A 25,176-nucleotide genomic window follows, 5' to 3' on the forward strand; every position below is an offset into this window, starting at 1 on the left:
GTGGCGATCGCTTTCTTTTTAATATGTCTATTATTTAATCTGCACCGCTATTATAGTTTTTACGCCTCTTACGACCAGGGTATATTCAACCAAGTTTTTTGGAATAGTATGCACGGTCGTTTTTTTCAAAGTTCCCTCTCTTCAGCTCTTTCCACAAATGTAGTCCACCAAGGCCAAGTTTCAGAAGTATACTATCACCGCTTAGGCCAACATTTTACTCCTGCTCTTTTGCTCTGGTTGCCAATATATGCCCTATTTCCATCTCCTGCTACTTTGACAATCTTACAAGTGACATTAGTCACTGCTGCGGGTTTAGTTTTATATATTCTAGCTAGACAATATCTCCAACCACAGTTATCGGCCATGATTAGTGTTAGTTTCTATGGAGCTAATGCAGTAATCGGACCTACCCTAGCAAATTTCCATGATATTTGTCAAATACCTCTGTTTGTATTTAGCTTACTACTGGCAATGGAAAAACGCTGGTGGTCTCTATTTTGGATTTTGGCAATATTAATTTTGGCTGTCAGAGAGGATGCAGGAGTAGTATTGTTTGGGGTTGGGTTCTACCTAATTTTAAGTAAACGCTATCCCAAAATAGGTTTAGCTGTCTGTACTCTCAGTTTTGCCTATATGGTTGCTCTGACAAATCTAATTATGCCGATATTTTCCGAAGACATTTCCCAGAGATTTATGATGGAAAGATTTGGTCAATATGCGGAAGGAGACGAAGCTTCGACTTTGGAAATTATTTGGGGGATGATTAGCAACCCTTGGCGGTTAATAGGGGAAATTTTTACTCCTTTCTTTGGCACTATCAAATATTTATTAGGTCAATGGTTGCCGTTAGCATTTGTGCCTGCTGTTGCTCCTGCTGCTTGGATGATAGCAGGATTTCCTTTACTGAAATTATTTTCTGCTCAGGGTTTGTCTGTACTGTCAATTACGATTCGCTACGCCATGACAGTGGTGCCTGGATTATTTTACGGTGCAATTTTATGGTGGGGAAAAAGAGAATCAGATGTTGAAAATTCACAACTGCCATCACCAAAGTTTCGCCGTTTCTGGGTAGCTTGTATTTGCTTGTCACTATTTTTTACATTTACATCTAATCCTAATCGCACTTTTTATTTTTTAGTACCAGACTCAATACAACCTTGGGTTTATGTTCCCGCACACCAACAATGGCAGCACGTCGGTAAAATGCGACCATTGTTAGAGAAAATTCCTGATGATGCTAGCGTCGCAGCAACAACTTATATTATTCCACACTTATCAAGTCGTCGAGCAGTTTTGCGGTTTCCGAGGATGAAATTTAGAAATGATGCGAGAGAAGTGGAAAAAGTGCAATATATAATTGTTGACTTGTGGCGGTTGAATAGATATCGAGTCGCATTTAAGAGCGATCGGCAACGACTAGAAAAAATTGTACCTCGAATTGAAGAGCTTTATAAATCTGGTGAATATGGAATTACTGATTTTGCAGATGGTGTGATTTTGATGCACAAAGGTGTTGTTTCTGATTTGGATGCTGTTGCTGCATGGGAAAATTTCAGGCGAGAAATTGATGAATTTTCTGATGAGTGAAATTGTAGGGGCGGATTTCATCAAAAACAATTTACATTATCAGGACTTATATCATGTTCGGTTGAATACTTATAAATAATTATCAAGGAGTCAGGAGTCGTAGGGGATTTCCGGCCGTTTGCTTCGCATAACTATCGTTAACGGCCGTACAGGAGTCAGAATTTCTGGAGAAAGGAGTCAGGAGAAAAGTAGAAGTATAATATCTTTTCCCTACTCTCAGCAGCTCAAATTTTAGGTAGTGGTGCATTGTAATGGTTGTGCATTTTCCCGATCTTTGTTAGGAAGCGCGGCAGTGGGAGCATCTTGCTCCCGTGCCAGATATTTCTTTCTCCTGTATACCATTACTATGCAGGACTACCAAATTTTATTTATAACTGATTATCCGAACATGATACTACGCAAGAACACTATATATAGTGTATATCGCTAACCACTCACCCCTATTACTTAGATGAATTAGAACATCTGCTGGTCTATCGCTGTCAGAAAATTATGGAGCAGCAGGAATTTGTTCAGGGGTTAATATCAAATCCGGTTGAATAGTTATTGTATAGTTGGGAGTAGGGGAGTAGGGTAAAGACGTTGCATAAGGGCGTCCGTACGAGAGTAGGGGAGATTGAATACTGAAAATTATAGAATTATCAACATATACTATATAACCGGATTCTATATTATATAAAATTCGGTTATACAGTAATCGCATTCAAAAATCCTCAACTGAAATATGTGTTTGCTAGAAGCACGAATTTAAAAATTTATGCATTTTCATTCCTTTCTTACTCCGTACGGACGCCCTTATGCAACGTCCCTACCTCCTTACTCCTTACTCCTCAGTAATACAATAACTAATTACCCGGATTCTATATAACCTGTTTTCACTGGTGGCCTCAAACTAGAAATGCTTAATCATCACTAATCATCCCGACATGATATTAATTTGATTTTCAAATTATCCTTAAATCTTTCTAAAATGAGAAACCTAAAACCTTTAGTCAATCCCAACTAACAAAAATTTTGGCAGAAGTCCCCAGCTAAAAATATGAGCGGGACACCGTTATATGAGGTGGTGAGAATTCCCAACTAGAAATTTAACTTCTGACTTCTGACTTCTGACTTTTGACTTTTTCAAGCCGCTACATCGTTATTATCAAATAACTCAAAAATCTGCCGACAAAAATATTTCACTTTAGCAGCAGATTCTGTTGTTGGTTGAGTATTTCCCACAAAACGCCAGCCACCGACGGTTGATAATTTCCACTGTTCCCCATGATGATCGTAACCAGCAACTTCAACCCCTATTACACGACGATAAGCTTCAATTGGGTCTTGATAAAAGCGAATTTGCACTAATAGACAACGACTTTCCAAAGATCGGCTTCTACCAGGCAAATGAAAACCAATATCTATAGAATCTGGATCAACCAATTCTAAAGTATCTGGATCGTTCATCCAAGGCTTTAGATCGACCTTAACATCTGGAAACTGGGACTTAAATAAATTAACAATTGTAGCAATCTTACTAACAAGTTCAAAGTTTTTGGCCTGTTCTGCAGCATTCACTATAATGTATCCTCCTCAATGAAAAAATTCCAGATTACTAATTAATTAATTTAACTACAGATAAAAAACTGTGATTATTTGGACAATTCATAATAACTTTAGATTCTTTACTAAAAAATTAAGTCTCAAGTCTCCTGCCTTTTTAAGACGATGAAAAAATCAACTTCAATATTTCGAACCTCTGACTTCAGTGTATTAATAACTAATATCATGTCCGGTTAAATAGTTATAAATAAGGAAGGAGGAGTCAGGAGTCAGGAGTCAGGAGGGAAGAGGAGAGAGTTTGAATGTATAAGGAGGAAAAAGTTTTTTGAGCACTAATTATCCGGACATGATCTAATAACTGATATAGCAGTCAAAGCAAAGGGAGCGGACAGTTCTAAATCCTGTTTGCGGAGCATTTCCCTATACGAAAAACCCTTTGATAGTCTCCTGTTCCCTGTTCCCTCTGTTGGTGCGCATTCCCTCTGTTGGTGCGCATTTCCTCTGTTGGTGCGCATTCCCTCTGTTGGTGCGCATTCCCTCTGTTGGTGCGCATTCCCTCTGTTGGTGCGCATTTCCTCTGTTGGTGCGCATTTCCTCTGTTGGTGCGCATTCCCTCTGTTGGTGCGCATTCCCTCTGTTGGTGCGCATTCCCTTGCGACTTTCCTCTTGCAGAGGAGCTTTGCTAACGTCGTCGCGGGGTCGCACCGCTTGCGACTTTCCTCTTGCAGAGGAGCTTTGCTTTTTCTTATCGGGAATGCTCCGCAAACATGTCGCGCAGCGTTAGCGGAGCTTTGCGTCAGCAAAACGTCGTCGCGGGGTCGCACCGCTTGCGAGCTGTCGGCGACGCGGGGTCTGACGTTGCGTCTGTCGCCGACGCGGGATCGCACCGCTATTCCCTATTCCCGATTCAAGTAGCGCTATAACTAATAACTGAAACGATTTATTCTTGAGTAGACTCAGGTTCTTTAGGCAACAGCACCTTCGCCCGAAGAAACCGTAAACCACTTATTCCCTGTAAAGGTTCAATCAAACCAGTCTCAAATTTATCTTCCACCCAACCTTCACGAACCAAATAACGGAAATACTGTTCATATTCCTCCCACTCTTCATCTGTAGAATAAACAACTGTCAACATTCCAGGTTGAGTAATGCGCTCTTTGGTTTCCTTATCCACACCCTTATCAATACGCTTTTTCACAATTTCATAACGAATATCGTGAGTACCTTTCACATCAAATAATCTTTCCGTACTTTCATTGTGATAAATATCAATCGTACCATTCTGGACTAATATCAGATGCACAACTCCTAATATTGGCTCCTCAGATTCAGCTTTCAAACGCAAGGCAGTTCGTGCACAATCACAAATTGCCCGTAGTTGATCGTAACGTAAACTGCTAAGATGAAATTGATTAAATTTAGAGTTAATAGATTTACCCACATACATCATGTGATCTATGCCATCAGTAGCTTCCAAATCACAATGGTGAGGGAGAATAAGCTGCATCTGCGTTTGCCAGTTTTCCCAAGTATTTTGGAGGTGGTAGTTAATTTTGTACAACATCTGATCATAGCGTTCTCGTGCTTGATATACGCCATGATGGATATTATCACAAGCTGCACGATAAGCTTCAACAGCAACTTTAATAGTATCTCCACATTTTTCAAAATAGTCAAAATATATCTCTAAACGGCAGCGTAGATATTCTAAAGCTGTAATTTCAGTATTCACTGAAACTCTTTTTTCTAGGGACTTAATATGTTCCAACAAATCTTGTCGTAGTTGCTCACACAAAGCACTATCTTGTTTCTGGCAAACAGTTTCCACAATGGCTAAACCTAGGCGAAATTGAGCCAGAATATCACTTTGAATTGCCCGATTACGTTCTGTAGAAGAACCACGAATATCACAAATACCATAAAGGGGATAGACATTTTCAAAAACAATTGTTTCAGCAGGTAATCCCCAACGACGTCGTTCCGCTTCTTGCAAAAATCGCCATTCAACTGCGGGATGAATATTACGAATATTAGTAAACCGTTCTTGAATTGTTTGACGAACTGCGGTACTAAAAGCAGGAATCAAGTCTTGGGCATTTTGATAATCTGAGACATTAAAGTTGCTAGGACGATTGCTCATTAATCCTGCTATTCCCAAAATTTCTGGCATACCCGATCCCTCTTTTGGAGAAGCAGGTTTAATCACTAGGGGAATTAGCAGTAAAGAGCGGACTCCTTTTTGAAATAAATTTTGCTCGCACTCAGTTCGACAATTTGATTCAAGTTCGGTAATATTTTCAATTTGATTTGTTTTTGCACTTTTGAGGATCGGAGAATCCTGTAAACTCTGAGTAGAATATAGCTTGGGATATTTTGCTCTCGTTAAAAATTCGCTGCCAATAAATAACTTGTATTGTTTTTCGCCTTCATTTCGCAGCAAAATCATATCATCTGCTCGAAATAGCGATCGCAATAATTTGTCAATTGCCTTAAATTTATCTTGCTGCATTAATGACTCTGGTTCAACTAAAAGTTGGATTAGTTTTCGTTTTTGTTCTTTGAGAGTGACATCTAACCCTTCGAGTAAAAGTAAACCTTCTATTTGGTAATTTTCTAATTTTAATTTTTGGGCTAATATTTCTACATTTCCAGGTTGTATCAACCAAGCTATTTCTTCAGACTTTGACATTGACTGAAAATTGAAATCTATAAACTCGTCTATTTTTTGGTCAACTCTTGTAACTTTTAGTTCCTGAGAACAAAACCAGAATTCTATATACTTTGGTTCTGAGTTTTTTAGGGAATTAACTGTTGATATGACTGAGGAATCTTGAAATTGTAGATTTGCTGTATCTATCTCATAAAGTTGTTTGAGTACCCAGTGCAGAATTTGTAAGCGGTAAAGTTTTTTTAGTTCTGTATTATCCCAATCACTAAATAATTCGTTTAGCTTAATATTTTGCTGTGTTTCTATTGCACCCCGCTCTATACCCATTAGTTCGTAAAATGGATGACTAGCATATTTAAAACTCAAGCTTCCTGGTTCTATAATTGCTGTTAATATTTTGCTGTGCAGTGGAAAATTTTCTAATCGCTCTGTTATTTGTTTCCAAATTTTTAGTCGATCGATTTGATTATCGTGTTGAGATAGTTGAGATACTAAAGCTTGCGAGAGTTCTTCTATTTTTATTTGTTCGCTTTGTTCGCTGTCTTGATAGTTTGTAGTTGCAGTAGTCTGCTCTGGCAAAGCTTTTGTATCATATTTATGATTTTTATCTGTGCTTTTTTGTTTGGAAATCTGCATACTTTTTGCACCTGATTTTTTTTGAATATATATTTTTTTATCATAACCTTGTTTAAAGACTCGCACTTTTACTTAAGGAAACGTCAGGATGCAAAATATATTTATGTTCTGATATATTGTTCTGGTATATTATTAAATAGTTATTAATATTTATTGACTTTTTTGATAATTAATAATTATAACAAGCTGAGGTGTATATTAATCAGGACTTATCCAGGCGAACCCAGAAACCGGGTTTTTTCCTCAATATTTATTGTTAAAAACAACGATTTATCCTAAAAACCCAGTTTCTTTATGTAAGTCCTGTTAACATTAATAACCTCCAGCAGTATGAATACAGCAATCCAGGCATTCATTAGTTGTGACATCTCCTTAATTTCAATTCCAGAGCGAAAAAATCAAAAATATTTTCCTGATTTCAAGCCTCTGACTTTCCTGCGGAATGCGGAGCAAACAGGCAAAAGTTACAATTTTGAATTTTGAATTTTGAATTTTGAATTTTGAATTTTGAATTGAATTGATGGTTACCTGAAAACCTTTAATTCAATTCTGACTCCCTCCTGACTCCTGACCATTTTTTGAATTCAAAATTCACCCATTCAAAGTTCAAAAATTTTGGCTCATTCCTTAATTTCAATAATTGTTTAATTAAGGATTCAAGCCTCGTTATTCTCTCTTATCGAAAAAATCAAAAATATTTTCCTGATTTCAAGCCTCTGACTTTCCTGCGGAATGCGGAGCAAACAGGCAAAAGTTACAATTTTGAATTTTGAATTTTGAATTTTGAATTTATTTGACTCCTGACTCCTGACATTAGAGAAAACATAAAAAATAATGCCACTAATTACAAATAGTGACATTACAAATCTACTATAAACTTTTTCCTAACAATTACCACAGCCCTCTTACAGGTGGTGGTGGAGTAGGCCGCCGAATAGGAGGTGGTGGTTGAAGCGGTGGGAACTCTAAAGATGGAGGACCTTGGAAGTTATATTGTGGTAAGCGAACTTCTACCCGTTCGTAATTATAATCTGGGATAACTTTAAAGAAATCAATACAACCACAAGGCTTGTTTGGGTCATCATCCTTTTTACCCACAATAGCATAAAGTCGCATTCCAGGTACTAAACCTGCTATTTCGATATTATGCATAGGGGAAAAATATAGAGTCCGTAGTTGACCACGTTCTGTTGCGGGAATTGTCACAAAAGTTGGTTCACCATCGTTCTCGGCAATTCCAGGAATGCCTAATTCTTCTTCATCATCTATGAGAATTGTAACTACATTACCGATAATACCCTTAACATAGCCTACAACCTCGATTTGATTTCCTCCGCCAGCACGAACTCTTCGCCGTTGGGCAACTTTTTCATTTTCAGGAGCAGCGATCGCGGGAGAAATTGCTCCGAATGTAATTAACATTGACAAGCAACTACTTGTCAAAATAGTATATCTTGGAAGACGCATGACTACCTCACCAAATTGTGTCCTGGCCATAAATTGGCTTTCCTCTATGAATTAAAACTCGTCCAATTGGACAGAGTTTAGATAAGCAAATATAGCTGGACAGTGCTTATAGGATTGGCTCTTTTATCAAACCTCACCCTTAAGGGCCGGGTTTTAATCAAAGCCTCAGCCAAGAATTTACCACCAAGAGTTATTTTTGGCAAGCTATTTCAGTTATAGCGCTACGCGCTAGGGAACAGGGAACAGGGAATAGGGAATAGAGAATAGTAAGCTGTCAAAGAATTTCAGGATTTATCAATCTCCGCGCTCTTTGCTTCGACTGCTATATCGGTTAATAAAATTTGTAGCGTTTTTCACATTTATCACCTCAAGTCACAAACAAGATTCACTAAGGACATTCCAAGGAATATCCCTAATTTAGTCTACCTAAGTGAAAACTGCTGTAATATCAAATCCGCTTACTCCGTAGGGGCGATTCGCTTGCTCGCCCCTACACCCTACATAAGAAACCAGGTTTGTGGGAGATCAATGTTAGTATTGTAGAGAATTTGATACAAACCCGGTTTTTCTACTTTTTCATACCGATACTACCGGATTTGATATAACTGAAAATCCTAAAAAATTTCACTCTTGACTCTTGACTCCTGAATCCTGACTCCTGACTTCTTGAACTTTTTTTTCTCGTGACATATATTCTTTTTCAATATTAATAGCTTCTATCCCCTGTTCCATCATCAACTTAAACATTGAGCCTAATTGTACCCAAATCAATAAGGCAGTGGGAAATACTACTATTGCACCTATAACAATGGATAACCATTCAACAATATTAAATGTAGAAAGACTAGATGCGACACATAAAAATACAAATAAAGTCGTTCCTAAATAAGCAGTTATTATGTTGGGTGTTTGATAATCTATTTTTGTTTGATAGTTTTTGCTGCGAGACCAGATAGTTAATTTATATTCCAACATATCTTTAAAAATTACTCCCAAGAGAATAGAAAAAAGTAATGTCAATTCAATTACTGTATAAACAGGAAAATTAAAAAAAGTGTTAGTGTACATTTTTTTTGAGCCACAAATATTAACAATTGTGAATCATATCATATTTTTTGAGGAGTCAGGAGTCAGGAGAAAAGAGAATAAGCACTCAGAAGTTAGAAGAAATGAGAATTATTGAGGGGATAGGAGAAAGAATTGAATTGCCTCTTGATTTTTCCGCCCTTGTATAGTGCGGGCATCTTGCCCGCGATGGACGTACCTCTACTGAGTTGGTAGAGAAGAAAATTTAGAAATTACTATTCTTGAAAATGGAATCTGGGAGTTTAAGCAAAATGACGAAACCTGATTTTACCAAAATGACTCGTAAGGAATTAAAAAAATATATCTTCTCTCATCCGAGAGAAGATGAAGCAATTCGAGAATTATTTATCAATCGCAGAAATCCTAATGTTCAAGTTTTCCCCTATCCTCAGAATATGCCTTATGAAGAAATTGAAGCGATGTTGAAATCTAAATTGAATCTAGATTCATAATGGCATGGTTTATGACAAAGACTGCGATCGCTTATCGGTTTTCGATATGGACAAATGAGGTAGGGGTGGCTTCCGCGTTAAGTTAATGGGAATCCAACAAAATCAGATGAACCCGCCCCCTGGCGATATCATGCAATACCAGGCGCAGGGCGGGTTTATTTAACAAACGGCGGATATCAATCCTTTTTGCTGAATCCGCCCCTACTACAGAATAATAGGGAAAACGATTCGCACTGATAACTGATAACTGAAATGTGCCAGGTATCGTTGAGAAAAAAAAGAGAAGGCTAAACTTCCATCTCTTCTTGCTTTTAGCCTTTGGTCTTTATTTTGCTGCCTAGCATTAAACCGCCTAGTGTGATAAAACCTAAAATTAGGTTCGGTTCGGGGACACTCTGGCTGCTGCTGCTGGAAAACTTCGCGTAATGCATGGCTGTGTGCTTGCTTGACCATGCATTTGATCTGAGCAGATCTCTCTCTCGCCAATACTGCATATCGGTCATCCCCCACACCCAATTATCATCGTACCAACCATAAGGAACATAAAAATCATCATAACCTTCCCCTCCAAAGTGCAGTATATCTTCTAACCCCAAGGCATTCATCACGGCCTGCGCTGCCAAAGTTGCTTCCTGCTCGGTGGAGAAGTCAAAAGTCCCATTGTAAATGTTATTGTATGTCCCAAAGATAAATTCCACATCATACATATCTCCTTCAACCTCTAAATCCAATATTTCTCGTACGTAACCGTCGTCATTTTTAATTAATGTAAAAGCTTCGGCAGCAAGCGGTGCGACAACTATGGAGACTGAAGCCAGTAGGGCTGCGCTAGCGCTAGCAAAGTTTCTTAGGGCCGTGGGAAGAATGATTTTTTTCATTTTTATCTTTCTTGGTTTTTTTGACTTCCTTTGTGTGTTATTATATCTTTTGATCTTGATGTGGTGTCAAGAACATTTTAATTACTTTACCAAATCTTTTTAATTAAGTGAGTGAAATTACGCAGTCGCGTTTCTTCCCAAACGAAGTATAACATCTAATAATACCAATCTTGCGCGACGGGAGCGAATATTGCGATCGATGTCTAAAGTTTTTGTTTGTAGTTGGGCTTTAGTTTTAGGAAAGTCCAGTAGGGTGCGTTAGGCGATTACTACAAACTACAATTAAACTGTCAAAATGAACGTTGCGCCGCAGGGCACCGTTCAGTAGTTTGTAGCTATCTCAAATATCTCGGTGCGTTACGCTCCGCTTTTCATGTCGTGCAGCGAAACACACCCTACTAGACTACTTCCATTGCAAGCGGATTTGATATCAACTGCTTTTTAACCTTTGGTCTTTCTTTGACTGCCTAGCATTAAACCGCCTAGTGCAATACAACCTAGTATTAGGCTTGGTTCTGGAATGGGTTCGGGTTCGGAGGAGGCGGGGGAGAACTTCGCGTAAGGACGCCAGGACAGGACGGTGTCCCTTTCAACCCCATGCCTACCTATGAGTAGTCGGTCATCATCCAAATCCCAAAACATCATGTCATAAGTAATGAATAACCAATCCCTCTCATCATCATATTGAGGAGGAGTAGGGTAGGGTATAGAAAATCCGTCCATAAATCCATCCCCGAAGAGGAAGGACGGATCATAGTGTGTGAAATTACTGGATCCCAGAGCGGCCATAACTTCTGTAACAGCCCTCTCGGCAGCTACTTGAGACTGGAAGTTTAAAGTGCCGTCATATATAGAATTATAACTGCCAAAAATGAAGTCTACGTTGTACTCCACCCCTTCTACCTCTAAACCGTCAATTCCTACTACCTGAGTTCCTGGACCGTTTAAATATCTGAGAGAGATCGCTGATGCTTCAGTAATAGAAACTGTGCTTGCTAGGACAGCAGCGCTAACCATAGCAGCAGTGAGAGACAATATTTGCTTCATTGTTTGCACCCTTATAAAGATGCTACCAGAGTAGCATAATTTCTCCCCCCTGGTGCCAAGCTACTTCTGGCAACTTCATCAAATCTTTATAAAAAGTTTTTGAAGGGAAAAAATGATAAAACAAAAAAAATGGCAGATGTGTCGGTCTGCTACCGGACTGTTCAGTAGTTTGTAGCTATCTCAAATATCTCCCCTCTTGATTCTGACTCCTGTCTCCTGTTTCCTGATTCTTGACTCTTGACTTATTATTCAAAATTTTCCCATCCATCAACAGCATCTAAATTAGAAACTACTCCTTTTTCCATCAAAATTACACCATCTGCAAAATCAGTAATTCCATATTCACTACTATTTATAAAGCTCTTCTATTCGAGGTACAATTTTTTCTAGTCGTTGGCGATCGCTCCATCCCGCAAAATCATATAGAATCCGGGTAATTAGTTATCGTATTACTGAGGAGTAATGAGTAATGAGTAATGAGTAATGAGTAATGAGTAATGAGTAATGAGTTACGAGTTAGGAGTTACGAGTTAGGAGTAATGAGTAATGAGTTAAGAGTAATGAGTAATGAGTTAGGAGTAATGAGTTACGAGTTAGGAGTAATGAGTAATGAGTTACGAGTTAGGAGTAATGAGTTACGAGTTACGAGTTACGAGTTAGGAGTAATATCAAATCCGGTTGAATACTTATTATATAGTTGGGGGAGATGGGGAGATGGGGAGATGGGAAGGTGAGGAGATTGAATAATTAACATATACTATATAACCGGATTCTATATTACCCCCGGATTTTCTTTGCTCTTCTATCAAATAGGCAAAAAATTAGCGATCGCTATTTCAGACAAGCTATTTTTCCAGCTTTAATGAGCTGATTTTATTATTTCCAAAGGATAGATAAAATCGTCTTTTTCTTGTCTAGTAATATAACCTTTTTCTGTTGCCATGTCTGCAATCTTGATGCAAAAGTCACTTAAAGTTTCTAAGACTTCTTTGCTATCTAATTGAAACTGCTTGTAATATCATGTCCGGTTGAATAGTTATAATTAGAAGCTCTCGTAGTAGGGCTTGAATTATAACTATAGAAGTTGCTAGAGCAAAACTACAAACAAAAACTTTTTTGATCACTAAAAAAAGCGGATGTTACCCCGCGCCGTATCATAGCGCAAGGGAACACCCTCCAAGCAGTAGGTGATCTCAATTATATTCTGAAACACACCTACTTTTATGAAAATATCTAGAGTCAAGCTATTATCTCAACCTTTTTTCTTAAATTTAGGCTGACCTAAAACTCTAGTAAAGCAACTTTTCCAAGCTGTTGACAAATATCTTAAAGCATCCATAAGGTGCTGTTTTAGATACTTCATAATACCAGTAGTTATTAGGTTTAACCATTGTTTGTTAAAGATGAATTTGATTCCTTTTTTGGCATCAAATTAGCTCAAGGAAGCATGACTGCGCTCATAATTTTTTCTAAAGGTAGGTTGTACTTTTCCTTGAATATGACCCCAGTAGTGACTACTTTCTAATCCTACTTCAGATATCACTGCTTCATAAAACCGATATAAAACGTCTCTCTTGGTGCGCGTTCCCTTGCGCCTGTCGGCGACGCGGGGTCGCACCGCATCATAAGACATTTTACTGTTTACTTCCTGCTTCAACTGAGGCCGTCGGCGGTTACTCATCCACAGACATTCACGGTTAAGCCAACCGCATTTTAGCAGTCTATACTTATATATAAGTCTTTGTCAATAGATATAATTAACATTTGGTTCTCCAACCCTCACTGGGCCTTGGATAGTAGCGAGTGAGATTTTTGGAGAGTTCTGCATAGATAGACTGCCAGTAATGTTTAAGCAGCGATTAGCGCAGAAGATACAAATTTCACCCTCGTTACTTACAAATGTGTGAAGAGAACTACTGTATCAGGACTTACGCAGGTGAACCCAGAAACCCGGTTTCTCGTAGACATCTATATGCTCAAAACAACGATTTATCGTAGAAACCGGGTTTCGCGTGCGTAAGTCCTATGTATTATATCGCTTACACACGTAAATTGTTAACTAAGTCGAAACTCCTCTGCTAAGAAAGAGGAGTAAATTAAAATAATTTTTGATTTTCAACTTTATGATATCAAGTCCGTTTAATTGCACATACAATAATCACATCTACAGGGTTATGCCTGAAGTTTCTAGGCAGTTGAGTGTGAAATTCTTCACAATAGTAGAAACAAGTAATTTAGTATTTTCTACTGTAGGGGCGATTCGCGAATCGCCCCTACGACTTATGACTCCTTCCTCCTGACTCCTGACTTAAGAAAGTGGCCTATAAACTCGATAGTTAATTTGAGGAAAAATATTATCGATCGCCTCAACCTTTTCCAACCAACCAGAGTCAATCTTTCCCTGTAAAATATCTTCATAAAGCTTGTTAAAACGCATCAAATGCGATCGCGTCCTCCGCACAGCATAAGGAACCATAGTACCCGTACTCATAATAAACGCCCAGTCAGAAGATTGAGCCAGCAATAATTCTCGCCCTGCCTGATTTAGAGCGCGTAGTACCAGTTCATCTTGGGCTTCATATCGGGCCAACTCAACCATCCGTTCTGTGGCCTGATGCAAATGAGGATAGATCCAAGAATTAGTATGATTAAGCCAATATTCATGGAAACCCTTATACCCCCAACTAGACTGCGCTGGAAGACAAACTTGATGCTCAGTATGTTTTTGTAAATAATCTGCCAAATGAGTCATCCGGTAAGTGCTTTGGTCATACCAAGTTTTGCGGAATAAAAAATCCAAAAACCAAGGCCCCTCATACCACCAGTGACCGAACAACTCAGCATCGTAGGGAGAAACAATAATCGGAAGCCGCTCCATAATATGATATAAATGCTCAACCTGACGCTGCCGATTAAACATAAAATTACCAGCGTGTTCTGCTGTTTTTTCTCGCGCCCAATATGGGTCGTAAAATTCTTTATCTCCTAATCCCAAACCACGACCTGTAATCTTATGATATTTAATGCCAGTATTCTTGCGCTGGCCATTAGGCATAACATAAGGCTTAATATATTCATATTCTGCTTCCCAACCCAAATCCTTATAAAATTCTCTATATTCTGGGTCTCCTGGATATCCCACTTGGGAAGACCATACTTGTTGAGAAGATTCATGGTCTCTAGAAAAAACGGCAACTCCTGTTTCTGTAAAGATAGGAGCATAACTTCCGTATCTGGGCCTAGGTCGAGCGTAGAGTACGCCATGGCTATCTGTCAAGAAGTAACGTATACCAGCATCCGCCAATAATCGCTCTAGACCTTCATAATAAGCACATTCTGGCACCCAAATGCCTCTGGGACGACGGCCAAAGTTTTCTTCATAATGTTGACAAGCAACCTCTATTTGCCCCCAGACTGCCTCTGGGTACATTTTCATTAATGGAAAATAGCCATGGGTAGCGCCACAGGTCATAATTTCTAGGTTGTTACTGTCTTGGAACTGCTTAAATGCAGTAATTAGGTCACGGTCGTAACGTTCCCAAAGTTCCCGAACATTGTTGAAGTGGGTAGCGTAATGTTCTGCGAGGTAGCGGATATGACCATTGTGGGTATTGTGGTCAATTTCCTTTTCTGCTAATTCTTCTAGTAAGGTTAAGTGGTGTTCGTAGCGGTCTTGTAGTAATGGGTCTCGTAACATGGACACCAAGGGAGGTGTCAGACTCATGGTTAATTTAAAATCTATACCATCTCGCTTTAACCCCTCAAACATTTGGATTAGGGGGACATAAGTTTCGGTAATTGCTTCAAATAGCCACTCTTCTTCTAAAACATAATCACTTTCTGGATGTCGTACAAAAGGGAGATGGGCGTGAAGAACAAAGGAGAGGTAGCCAATAGCCATAGTATCTTAATAGGTAATAAATAGAGTGAACTAAAATTGAAATCGAAAAAAATTATAATATTTTCTTTAAGATTGTAAGGGTAAAGGGGTACAAAAGTTAATGCTATTTTAAATGTAGAAGAGAGTGGGGAGTAGGAAAGTAGAAGAGTTGGGGAGAAAGGACAGTTAAATATAGTAGCAGTAGGAGAGAAATTGAAAATACATCTCTCTTTCTTTACTACCGAGAAGTAAAGACTTGAGGTTTTATTTATAACTATAATTATCCAGACATAATATAAATAGTAAAAGTCAACTTCACTGAATTTTTATTGGGGTCTAGACAAAATCTGCGCAAAGTAGGATAATATATAAATTTTTGTAAAGTTTTATGAAGGATATAGTTCAACCCAACTGAACGCCAGCAACTAATTTACTGACGCAAGTTTGTTGAAATTATATTCAATTTTTAATGATAAATTACTTCATTTTAGCGTCGCTAGTTCCTGACCCCCCTCTGGGCATATCTCTAGAATATAGAATATAATAAATCGTTATAGCTGTCTGAGGCTTGATTATTGCTTGCTGCTAAAGTTATAGGGCCTGCTTTAAATTATTCCGGTCTTCACAAACACTTAGCAGAATGAAGTTTAGTGAAGAATTATCTCAAGTTTAAGAGGGCAAAAGATGGAAATCGAAGAGCGTCAAGAGTTACTTGAAGAAGCAATAGAACTTGTTCGTTTCTGTGATATTCACCTGGGAGATGAGATTTCAGAACAAGAAGCTGATCCCCTGAAACAACAAGCTATTGCATTATTAGAAAGTCTAAATAAAGAGCGGGTAGAATTTTCGCCTAAACTGACTGTATATCCATTAAAACCTAAAGATTTCAAGATTGAAGAGCAACAGCTTTCACATGAAATTAAGGTGGGGATGCGCCACCACAATTTTTATAAAGTTGACATTCCGATTACTCTGAAGTCTGCACCGGACTGGGAATTTAGCAGTTTGTTTTGTGATGTCACTTTCTGCCCTGATGAAAAGGACAGCGAACAGGTGCATCTATTGCCAATTATCCATGACATTTTTCCCTCAGATGAATGGCAGGAAATTTTGAGTTTTGAAGAGTCTCTGACGTTAGGGTTGGATGAAAATTTAGCTTTTCGAGCTGAAGCAGAAAAAATAGAAGGGAAATGGCAGGAACTAGGGGCTGAAGCTCAAGCCAAGCTAGTTGTTCAAGTTGGGGGAGGAATCAAACTGGCGTTTGGTCCTTTTAATTATCAAATTCGCAAGGCGCAAATTAAAGGTCGAGGGCGGGGAAATGTCAAAGCTTCTTGGGAACTTCAAGGAACTAAATATGTCAACGAACAGGAGGTCATATTGGGAGTGATTTTAAAGGTTCCCAAGTCAAGAAATAAGCCTATTAATGTAATTGGAGCTTTGGAAGTGCAGCATGATTTTCAACTTTGGAGTGCAGAGTTGTTGCATTTTAGGCAATATTTTCAAGGAGTTCATCAGCAATTTTTTGAGGGAGGAGCAGCTATTTCTAAAACTCAAGCTTGGCAGGATATTACTCGGTTGACTTAGATAGAAATCCTAAAGAAGTTGTCTATGTTAAGGAACTAAAAATAGTTTTTAGCAAGGAGTGACATTGAGAATGAACTTAGAAATACTCAATTAATTTTGACTCGGGAGGATAGATCAATTGAGTCGGTTTGTTAACTATACTCTTACTATCAGAAATGATGGGACAATTGTTCCTCAAATCGACGGACAAGAATCCGAAAATGGTCGGTTTCAGGAAATTTTTCTACCTGATATCAGACATGAACTTAGTTTACTGAATAACTACAATTCACGAGAACAGTTTACTTTTTTAGGCAAAAAACTTTTTCAAGCGTTACTTCAACCTGTAAATTCTAGCTTTTATGGACAAGTTTGGAGTCGGTACATCAATGAGTCTGAAAATACTGACCTTCGCATGAGAATAGTTTTTGAAAGTATTGAGAGAGAAACGGAATTAGCTAACCAAATTATTAACTTACCTTGGGAGTTTCTTTGCTATGCTCGCGATAACAATACCTTTCTAGGAACTCATCCCCGTGTTGCCCTATCCTGTAGCTATAAAAGTTGCTTCAACAGTCCTCTGCCGGGATATACTAATCGAGAATTTCCCTTGCGGGTGCTGTTTGTTCACGGTCATCCCTCAACGCTCCCTGATGTTGGTTTTGTGAAGCTTGTGCAGAGAATCTTAACTGAATTAGATGAAACAGTTGAGGTTAGGGAACTGAAAGACCCAGAACCAAATAAGCTTGCTGAAGAACTATCTAAGAAACCTCACGTTTTACATTTTTTAGGACATGGTAAACCTGGGGCATTAGCTCTAGGTGATTTATCAAATGGAGAGCCTTCCTGGCTTGATGATCAATCGCTATCTGATTATCTGCGGGGAGGAGGCGTGAAATTAGTTGTCCTACAAGCTTGTGAGGGTGCATCCCCATCTCAGGAACTAGCCTTTACGGGAACCGCAGCGCAGTTAGTCAAGAGTCATGTTCCAGCCGTGATAGCTATTCGGTATCCAATCTCGCAATCCCTGGCTTGGAATTTTGTCAGAACTCTCTATGGCAAATTAGTGGCAGGGGAACCCGTCGATGTAGCCGTGCAAAGCGGACGCGAACAGTTAGCAATAGGAAATAAATCTCATGCTTGTCGTGATTTTGGGGCGCCTGTGCTTTGGATGCGTCTACGCGATGGATTACTATTTCCTACTCCCACACAAGAAGAAACTGGACAGAGTAATAGTGAGTTACAAAAAACAATTTGGGGCCAGATTGTTATCAACGGAACTTTAACAGCAGACGATCAGATTCAGTATGAAGACAAGGTTGTTACGGTAGAAAAATATCTTAACCTCATAAATGAGCATCTAGACACTAACTTCAGATTAAAAATAGTTGAAAGAGGAAGTGTCAAACTTACGTTAGAGGGATCTCAGGAAGATTTCAATCTTCTAGATGAGTTTTTCAAGGATGGTAACTTCAGTAAAACTTTGGATATAACGATTGAATCGTTGACTATTGACATTCCTAAAAAGGAACAAGAAGACCGACCCGCTAAACCTATAGATAATAGCAGGTACTATAATCAGCATGACTTAAAACAAAAACTTTTAGAGTTAGAAGATTTATTAGTCAAAAAGCAATGGAAGCAAGCAGACAAAAAAACATCTGAAATAGTGCAAGCATTTGCTGGTAAAAAACGAGAAGAAGATTGGGAAGCACAAAATGTCCTTCGCCAAATCGATCAATTGTGGCAAACATATCAGGACTTAAAACAAAAACTTTTAGAGTTAGAAAATTTATTAGCAGAATATCAATGGAAGAAAGCGGATGATAAAACAACTGAAATTATGCTAGAATTTGCTGGTAAAAAACGAGAAGAAGATTGGGGACTACAAAATATTCAGAACTTTTCTTCCGATATTCTTTGCGAAATTGATCGACTATGGCAAGACAATAGCAATGAAATGTTTGGTTTTAATAGACAAGTATTAAAGTGGCAAGAAAATCCCGAAAAGTGGCAAGAAAATAACAAAAAATTCGCTGAAGAGCTCGGGTGGTATGATCAGAATAAAAACAAATGGTTATCATGGGAAGATGAAGTTTTTAGAAATAATGTAAAAAGAAGGGATATTGAAGGTCTTCTTCCAACACCTCCACCATTTAAAAAGGATAGGCAACATAGTGTTGACCTGATGCCTCAGCTTGCAGATAAGATGAAACAGTGCTAGTGTGGTCATTTTATAGTAAAGATGAAGTTGAGTTTTAGGTAATTAAACAAGCCATAAAATATTTACAGGGTGCAGTTTATAATTACAGTTATTTAGGAGATTTTTTATGTCAACTTTTTGTATAGGACGCACTAAAGAAGAAAAACAATTCAAAGAAGTATTAAATACTCTGATTAGTCCAGATTTTGACAGCTATAACTCTAATCATCAGCGTATTTTTCTGTTTGATGGATATGGTGGAATAGGAAAAACAACTTTACTAAAAAAACTACAAGAAATTACTGAGGAATACCAATATGCAGAGCAAATTAATTCTATTTTTATAGATTGGGAAAAGCAAAAAAATAAAGATATTAGATTACGGCTAGGAACTGAAAATATTCAACCTATTACTATACTGGATATATTATTTGAAAAATTTTCTACTGATTTAGAGGAATACTGCTTTAGTAAGTATAAGCAGAAAAAAGAATTACTACAAGATACTCTTAAAAAAATTGAAGAAGCTGAAGAAAGCAGCAGAGAATTGACACAACTTAATTTAGACAAAGATGCATGGGATATTTATCATCAACCTGAAGAAAAATTAGCACCACAGTTAAGTAATGGAATTAATCAATTAGTTGAGCAGGAAGGTAAACCCTTAGTTATCTTTTTTGATACTTATGAAATTATAGATTCACAAAAATGTGACGATGCTGTGCGTCGTGTTATAAAAGGGACTAACGATACAATTGTTTGGGTAATTGCTGGCAGATTCAATCTAGCAAAAAAAACTTGGAGAAATGAAGAGGTTCAGTTAGCTCTACTAGATAAGTTAAAAGATTCAAATCCAGATATTGTGAAAGCAGCAATTGAATCATTAGCTTTCTATGATCGAGAGGTTGAAGTTGAGCAACTTATAAAATTTCTTTGGCCACTAGAGAATAAGCATCCAGATCGTTATATTCGTGAAGCAGCAGTGCGTGAGTTGGGAAATCTGATTGATTCTGATGTTAGTGAAAAAGTGTTATTGCAGGCAGTTGAACCAATCGTTCAAACTCTACGAAAAGATGATATTAGTAAGGTACGAAATGCTGCAAAAAAATCACTGGGACAAATTTATTATGCACTAGAGGAAAAAGTAAATTTATCTTTTCCACCTCCAGAATTTACCCTAGCTGAACGAACCTGGAGACGTGAAGATAGTAAGGAAGATAAACTTAGTAAGTTTTATCAGGAAATATTACCAATTGAAGAAGAACTTCTTTCTAATAAATCACAAAAGGAAAAGGTACAGTTACTCACCGAGTTTCTTGGTGAGAACAATCAAGACCTAGATATTCGAGCTGCTGCTGCAAGAGAGTTGGGAGAAATAGGTTCACCTACTGCGGATAGTGCAATTCCAAAATTGATTAATGCTTTAGACTATAGTAATAAGAATAGCGATCGCTATCTACGACAAGAAGCAGCAGAAGCACTCAGTAAATTAACGCCTACGATAGAGATTATCAATGCTTTGAATACAGCAAACCGACAGGATGTTATTAGTAATGTACGCAATGCAGCAGAAGCAGCTTTAAAAAGTATTGCTGCTCCAAATAATTCTATAGGCAAACAAGCGCAACAATACCTTGACTTGATGAATCCAGACAAGCTACAACTACAAGAAACAAGTGTAGAAAATTTAATCAAAAAGCTAGAGGACGAAGACTCAAGTGTGGTTGCTGCTGTAGCAAATGTACTCGGTAAAATTGGGGATTTCTCTGCTTTGGAATCCTTACTTAGCAAGCTTGAAGACATAAAATATGGAGATCGGGTTGCTCGTCAGTTTGTGGTTACAGCATTAGGAAATTTACAATCAAAACTCTCAAAAGAAGGTCAAAATGCTAATTTAGAAATAGTCATTGATACTTTAATCAATATGTGGCGCAACGATGCAATTAGTAGTGTGCGAGATGCTGTTGAACCTGCTATCCAAAAGATATATGAAACTACTCGCCATCCAACTGCTTATAAAGCATTAAAGCGATATCCTGATTATAAAGATCAAAAAGTTGAAGACTCTTATGAAAAGTTTTTCAGCGACTTTCCCCTGAATTAATTCAAAAAGCCGAAATTCACTTCATTTCAACAAATTACTAGAGGTAAAACCCAATGAACTTTCCGGTTAAAGCAAGAGAAGGCAAAGCTTACAAAACACCAGATGGTAAAACAGTTACTGTATCGGACACAATGAAGAAAATCTCCAACCCTAATACCCAAAGTGAAGCATTAGGGGATTTAGGAGTTACCATCAATAATTATCAGTTAAAGATTGAATTTTCTGAGACTGGCAACCCTTATGCAGAGCCAGATGGCGATCGCACAAAAGTATCTGATGCTTCAACCCAAACTGTTACGGTAGAGCTAATACTTGACGATCCTCCTCCATCTACTCTTAAACTTCAAACTCAACTTTCTCCATTTACACAAGATAGTGTCAACTTTTTCGGTTCGGTGACATTAGAAACTCCAGATGGAGAAGTGCGCAGCATTCCGATGACAGGCCGCGGTACGGTTGCTTTGGAGGGCAAAGAGAGTGGTGATATTCACGCTGGAATTGTTACTGGGGGAACTTGTGCTTGTTTTCAACAAAGAGCAGCTTTGGTTTTAGCTGTGGCAGCATCATCTGGTGCCAAGAGTGAACAACTCAATGAAATTGGAGAGAAATTACACACTCTCAATGATAATTTTCATGGACGGGGAGAAATTTTGGATTATACAGTTGAAGCAGCTAAAACTTCCCAAAATAATATGCCAAGCTATACAAAGTTTATGGCAGATCGTTATTCAGAAAGTCAGCGTTCAACCCTTCTTCAAAGTGTTATTGAGACAGGAAAACCTAATGCTGTTTTTTATGAAAAAGTTAGAACTAAGATGACAGAAGAAGAGTTGGAAATAGATCGAGAAACTGAATAATTTAGCTGTAGTGATAATTGGGTGAATAAACACAGGACTTACGCGGGCAAACCTATAAACCCGGTTTTTTCGTAAATTTCTATTCTTAAAAACAAGGATTTATCCGAAAAACTAGGTTTCTTTGTGTAAGTCCTAAAACATATCGGTACAAGTCTTTATTTAATGGAGAAAAACAACTTATGGTTACTCAAGCAGCTTCAAACCAAAATATTTCTGATGCTGGATTAGAAGCAGAGTTTTTTATTCTAAAGAAACGAATTTTTGAGGATAGACCAAATTTACTTCGAGGAACTTCAGAAAATAATATAACTGAGGAAGAGCTAGACTCTTTTTCTACTCTTAATGAGGCAGTTAAGAAGTACAACTATTTACTACTTTTGGGTGAACCGGGAGCTGGAAAAACAGTTGCTTTACGAGAGTTTGCGAAAGAGATAGATGTAGAAAGCAATAGTCTGATTATATTTGTATCTATTCAAAAATGGAAATACCCAGAAAATATTGTTACGTTTTTAGCAAAAGAGATGGGTAAAACAGAAGAATCTTTCCGTGAAGAAATTCAAACAAAAGAAGTATTATTACTTTTGGATGGATTAGATGAATTACCTTCTAATGTATCAAAAATGTCAGAAAGTAGAGATGCAGAAATTATAGACTATCGGGTTCAGTTTCTCTTGAAGTTATCAGAGTTTTTAGGAGATTTTAACCCGCATAATATTTCAATTGTGATGACTTGTCGTTATAGAGATTATGAGGAAATATTACTCAAAAATCAGGAAGAACAAAATAGATTTCAGTACATTTTTCATGGGTTAGTTGTTCTCAATCGTTTAAAGAATGATGAAATTCAAGAATACCTAAACGAGATTAATCAAAGAAAGCTGAATAATTCTTTAAATAGTGAGTTAATCTGGAAAACTATTCAAGTTAATAAAGATGTGTTGGAATTAATTCGGACACCATTTTTGCTCTATGTTCTGTCATCTACTTTAGTGTCGATTTTTGAACAAAATCCGAATGTTATTTCTCAAGAGATAGAGCAAATTAAAGCAGTCCGTAATTTGGAGAAATTGCTCGATAAATTTGTTATACAGGAGTACAGAAGAGAGCTAAAGAAACAAAAAAAATTATTATGGTCGCTCAATGAAGTTAAAGAGCTACTCGGAAAAATTGCTATACTAATGATGAGCGATCGCGAGCCAGATGATAATGAGATTTTGCCTGAACACTTCGATAAAATACTTCAAAATCGACCCATTGAAGAATTTATTAAATTGAGTAAAAACCTATATTTATTATCTGAAGAAAAAGCTACTAATCATAACAAAACCACAACTAAGTTTCGGCATTTAACACTGCGTGATTATTTTGCTTTTGACTATGGTTCCAAATTTTTTGATCGAGAGGATAACTTAATCCAAAAATCTGAAAAGTCTCTATTAGCAATAGAAGCAGAACAAGTCGTAAAAGCGATTGGAAAAATAAAAAAAATGCAAGTAGTTAAACTATTAACTAAATTACTTTATCATTCCAATCCAGATGTATGCTATGAAGCTATAAAGTCTTTAGGGGAGTTGAGATCGGTAGTATATTTTGAAGGCTATAAAAGCTATTTTCCACCCGATCAAGTTGTCAATAAATCTCTTGATGAATTTGATGAATCCCTTATTAAAGAATATTTTAGTAAAAAGGAGGATTTGGAAATCAATGATAATGATGCTGAAAAAATATATAAGTACAGTGGTGGTAATGTTTGGATAATAGAGCAAATAGCTACTACACTTGGCAGAAGTACAGCTTCTTTAGATGAAATATTAGGTGGTGATTCTATTCCCACACGCATCAAATGTAGAAACCCTAAAGAACAAATTTTTGCAACAACTGTTGAACGTTTGTTACGTTATTGTGAAAACAAGGAAGACAAACGCACGGTTTACTTACTTGCCATAGCACATCGTCCAAATCGTGAATTTCTGGAATTCATGTTGGGTTGTGAAAATTTAGATGCTAAATTGCAGGAATTAGACAATAACTACCCATTTATATTGCCAGAAAAACAACGGTTAGAGGAGATACATCAGAAGTTTACTAAACAATACTTACTCTCACTGAGAAATGAAAGTAATCTAAACAAGTATGAAAGTGAATCTCAAAAAATAGCTAAAAATCTTAATCGTCAGGCGGCAGATTATTTTCGGAATTATATAGAAACCTTAACTCTAAAACTAACAACAGCAAAACAGCGTTTTAACCACGAAGAATTTCCCGATTTTCTAATTAATCGGTTTTATCATAGGTTCTGGTTAAGTAGTAAAGATAATGTAAAGCGTATATGGAATGATATGATTCCTTATTTAGTAGAGGGGTGGCATTATGATGAGAATTTTGCCCTTGAACTTTTAGAAGTTGCTGATGAGTTTTATCCAGAAATTACTGATGAGTTTGATAAAGACTATGAACTTTTCCAGCTTTTCAGAGTTGTTTTAAAGGAAGGAAAAGATGAGCCTTTTCTTGTGAAAAAATTGGTGGAGATATTAGATAAGACGAAGGAAAAAGCTGAATGGGTAGCGATCACACTGCTTAAGCATTGTTATTTACAGTATAAAAATAAGCAATACTCAGAAGTATTAAAAAGATGTGAGCAAGCTAAACTATGCATACCTGAAGAAGCAGAAGACTTAAGGAGGTTATTTGACGAATTATCGAGTAAATCATGGAACGATCAGAATAAAGATAATCCTAAGGTAAATCCAATAGAAAAAGAATCTAGTCCACCAATAAGTGAACCTGATTCTACAACAAGTAAACCTATAGAAAACCAAACAAATCCACCAATAAGTGAACCTGATTCTAATGGTTTAACTCCTACTAATTCTCCACTAGAAATCTCCAGAAAAAGTTCTGAAATCTTTATAGTAATAATTGTAGGAGTGATATTAGCATTTTTACTATTTGCACCACTAGAAAGGATAATTATTATTTTTTCATTTGGCGTTGCCGTTTTTTTTATTTCAAACAAAGAGAGTAAATAAATAAGACCTAATCATTTTTCATCTCTCAAATTCTAATCTTTTAGAACTATCAAATACAAAATCCCTATTTGATGATAGCCATAAGTCACATTTTATAGTAAAAAAAATCGGTCTACTGCTTCAGCAATAATATCCCAACCATAAAGAGGGGAGTAGGGGAGAAGCAAACACAAA

At 37.3% G+C, this 25,176-nt stretch carries 18 protein-coding genes; 9 read left to right on the forward strand and 9 right to left on the reverse strand.

The features are described 5' to 3' along the window. The coding region (locus F6K40_RS15700) for a DUF2079 domain-containing protein (RefSeq protein ID WP_293137377.1) at positions 1 to 1,587 on the forward strand (1,587 nt) is incomplete at its 5' end. Positions 1,588 to 2,077: 490 nt separating this feature from the next. Here F6K40_RS15700 and F6K40_RS15705 read toward each other — a convergent pair. From F6K40_RS15705 to F6K40_RS15725, 5 genes are all read right to left on the reverse strand, one after another. Next, a complete protein-coding gene (locus tag F6K40_RS15705; protein WP_293137379.1) occupies positions 2,078 to 2,290 on the reverse strand; it encodes a hypothetical protein in 213 nt (70 codons plus the stop codon). A 422-nt stretch (positions 2,291 to 2,712) separates the two neighbouring features. Then, a complete protein-coding gene (locus F6K40_RS15710; protein WP_293137381.1) occupies positions 2,713 to 3,147 on the reverse strand; it encodes a hypothetical protein in 435 nt (144 codons plus the stop codon). Positions 3,148 to 4,072: 925 nt separating this feature from the next. Beyond that, a complete protein-coding gene (locus F6K40_RS15715; RefSeq protein ID WP_293137383.1) occupies positions 4,073 to 6,436 on the reverse strand; it encodes a GAF domain-containing protein in 2,364 nt (787 codons plus the stop codon). A gap of 891 nt (positions 6,437 to 7,327) precedes the next feature. Continuing rightward, on the reverse strand, positions 7,328 to 7,933 hold the full coding sequence (locus F6K40_RS15720; RefSeq protein WP_293137385.1) for a hypothetical protein: 606 nt from the start codon (positions 7,931 to 7,933) through the stop codon (positions 7,328 to 7,330). A gap of 594 nt (positions 7,934 to 8,527) precedes the next feature. Next, a complete protein-coding gene (locus F6K40_RS15725) occupies positions 8,528 to 8,971 on the reverse strand; it encodes a hypothetical protein (RefSeq protein WP_293137387.1) in 444 nt (147 codons plus the stop codon). Positions 8,972 to 9,240: 269 nt separating this feature from the next. On the opposite strand from F6K40_RS15725, the gene F6K40_RS15730 reads away from it, so the two are divergent. Then, complete coding sequence (locus F6K40_RS15730; RefSeq protein ID WP_293137389.1) at positions 9,241 to 9,441, forward strand: DUF6887 family protein; 201 nt, start codon at positions 9,241 to 9,243, stop codon at positions 9,439 to 9,441. 311 nt (positions 9,442 to 9,752) lie between these two features. On the opposite strand, the gene F6K40_RS15735 is transcribed toward F6K40_RS15730, so the two are convergent. Together F6K40_RS15735 and F6K40_RS15740 are read right to left on the reverse strand one after the other, a co-directional pair. Continuing rightward, positions 9,753 to 10,319, reverse strand: a complete 567-nt coding sequence (locus F6K40_RS15735; protein ID WP_293137391.1) for a hypothetical protein — start codon at positions 10,317 to 10,319, stop codon at positions 9,753 to 9,755. 441 nt (positions 10,320 to 10,760) lie between these two features. Then, positions 10,761 to 11,366, reverse strand: coding sequence for a hypothetical protein (locus tag F6K40_RS15740; RefSeq protein WP_293137393.1), 606 nt, complete (start codon positions 11,364 to 11,366; stop codon positions 10,761 to 10,763). A 497-nt stretch (positions 11,367 to 11,863) separates the two neighbouring features. Here F6K40_RS15740 and F6K40_RS15745 point away from each other — a divergent pair, with 497 nt between their 5' ends. Next, on the forward strand, positions 11,864 to 12,100 hold the full coding sequence (locus F6K40_RS15745) for a hypothetical protein (protein ID WP_293137395.1): 237 nt from the start codon (positions 11,864 to 11,866) through the stop codon (positions 12,098 to 12,100). A 698-nt stretch (positions 12,101 to 12,798) separates the two neighbouring features. On the opposite strand, the gene F6K40_RS15750 is transcribed toward F6K40_RS15745, so the two are convergent. Continuing rightward, positions 12,799 to 13,047 carry a hypothetical protein gene (locus F6K40_RS15750; protein WP_293137397.1) on the reverse strand — a complete coding sequence of 83 codons (249 nt, stop codon included), beginning with the start codon at positions 13,045 to 13,047 and terminating at the stop codon, positions 12,799 to 12,801. A 493-nt stretch (positions 13,048 to 13,540) separates the two neighbouring features. Here F6K40_RS15750 and F6K40_RS15755 point away from each other — a divergent pair, with 493 nt between their 5' ends. Further along, the gene (locus F6K40_RS15755) at positions 13,541 to 13,666 is read left to right on the forward strand and encodes a hypothetical protein (RefSeq protein WP_293137399.1); all 126 of its coding nucleotides are present in this window, start codon (positions 13,541 to 13,543) and stop codon (positions 13,664 to 13,666) included. Between the two features lie 8 nt (positions 13,667 to 13,674). Here F6K40_RS15755 and F6K40_RS15760 read toward each other — a convergent pair whose 3' ends face one another. Next, positions 13,675 to 15,267, reverse strand: coding sequence for a glycoside hydrolase family 57 protein (locus F6K40_RS15760; RefSeq protein WP_293137401.1), 1,593 nt, complete (start codon positions 15,265 to 15,267; stop codon positions 13,675 to 13,677). A gap of 663 nt (positions 15,268 to 15,930) precedes the next feature. On the opposite strand from F6K40_RS15760, the gene F6K40_RS15765 reads away from it, so the two are divergent. From F6K40_RS15765 to F6K40_RS15785, 5 genes are all read left to right on the forward strand, one after another. Continuing rightward, positions 15,931 to 16,830, forward strand: a complete 900-nt coding sequence (locus F6K40_RS15765; protein ID WP_293137403.1) for a hypothetical protein — start codon at positions 15,931 to 15,933, stop codon at positions 16,828 to 16,830. A 118-nt stretch (positions 16,831 to 16,948) separates the two neighbouring features. Continuing rightward, positions 16,949 to 19,033: a GUN4 domain-containing protein gene (locus F6K40_RS15770; protein ID WP_293137405.1), complete on the forward strand. Its 2,085-nt coding sequence runs from the start codon at positions 16,949 to 16,951 to the stop codon at positions 19,031 to 19,033. A gap of 106 nt (positions 19,034 to 19,139) precedes the next feature. Beyond that, on the forward strand, positions 19,140 to 21,116 hold the full coding sequence (locus F6K40_RS15775) for a HEAT repeat domain-containing protein (RefSeq protein ID WP_293137407.1): 1,977 nt from the start codon (positions 19,140 to 19,142) through the stop codon (positions 21,114 to 21,116). 53 nt (positions 21,117 to 21,169) lie between these two features. Continuing rightward, the gene (locus tag F6K40_RS15780; RefSeq protein ID WP_293137409.1) at positions 21,170 to 21,973 is read left to right on the forward strand and encodes a hypothetical protein; all 804 of its coding nucleotides are present in this window, start codon (positions 21,170 to 21,172) and stop codon (positions 21,971 to 21,973) included. A gap of 179 nt (positions 21,974 to 22,152) precedes the next feature. Then, entirely contained in the window at positions 22,153 to 25,002 is a 2,850-nt protein-coding gene (locus tag F6K40_RS15785; protein WP_293137411.1) for an NACHT domain-containing protein, read from the forward strand. The last annotated feature ends 174 nt before the right edge of the window (positions 25,003 to 25,176 follow it).

The organism is Okeania sp. SIO3I5, assembly GCF_010672085.1.
Classification (GTDB): Bacteria; Cyanobacteriota; Cyanobacteriia; order Cyanobacteriales; family Microcoleaceae; genus Trichodesmium.

Coding starts and splice junctions, on each gene's coding strand:
- F6K40_RS15705 (WP_293137379.1), bottom strand. CDS start 2,290: ATGCGATTACTGTATAACCGAATTTTATATAATATAGAATCCGGTTAT.
- F6K40_RS15745 (WP_293137395.1), top strand. CDS start 11,864: ATGAGTAATGAGTTACGAGTTAGGAGTTACGAGTTAGGAGTAATGAGT.
- F6K40_RS15740 (WP_293137393.1), bottom strand. CDS start 11,366: ATGAAGCAAATATTGTCTCTCACTGCTGCTATGGTTAGCGCTGCTGTC.
- F6K40_RS15725 (WP_293137387.1), bottom strand. CDS start 8,971: ATGTACACTAACACTTTTTTTAATTTTCCTGTTTATACAGTAATTGAA.
- F6K40_RS15780 (WP_293137409.1), top strand. CDS start 21,170: ATGAACTTTCCGGTTAAAGCAAGAGAAGGCAAAGCTTACAAAACACCA.
- F6K40_RS15750 (WP_293137397.1), bottom strand. CDS start 13,047: ATGAGTAACCGCCGACGGCCTCAGTTGAAGCAGGAAGTAAACAGTAAA.
- F6K40_RS15760 (WP_293137401.1), bottom strand. CDS start 15,267: ATGGCTATTGGCTACCTCTCCTTTGTTCTTCACGCCCATCTCCCTTTT.
- F6K40_RS15785 (WP_293137411.1), top strand. CDS start 22,153: ATGGTTACTCAAGCAGCTTCAAACCAAAATATTTCTGATGCTGGATTA.
- F6K40_RS15730 (WP_293137389.1), top strand. CDS start 9,241: ATGACGAAACCTGATTTTACCAAAATGACTCGTAAGGAATTAAAAAAA.
- F6K40_RS15715 (WP_293137383.1), bottom strand. CDS start 6,436: ATGCAGATTTCCAAACAAAAAAGCACAGATAAAAATCATAAATATGAT.
- F6K40_RS15775 (WP_293137407.1), top strand. CDS start 19,140: ATGTCAACTTTTTGTATAGGACGCACTAAAGAAGAAAAACAATTCAAA.
- F6K40_RS15755 (WP_293137399.1), top strand. CDS start 13,541: ATGCCTGAAGTTTCTAGGCAGTTGAGTGTGAAATTCTTCACAATAGTA.
- F6K40_RS15735 (WP_293137391.1), bottom strand. CDS start 10,319: ATGAAAAAAATCATTCTTCCCACGGCCCTAAGAAACTTTGCTAGCGCT.
- F6K40_RS15765 (WP_293137403.1), top strand. CDS start 15,931: ATGGAAATCGAAGAGCGTCAAGAGTTACTTGAAGAAGCAATAGAACTT.
- F6K40_RS15720 (WP_293137385.1), bottom strand. CDS start 7,933: ATGGCCAGGACACAATTTGGTGAGGTAGTCATGCGTCTTCCAAGATAT.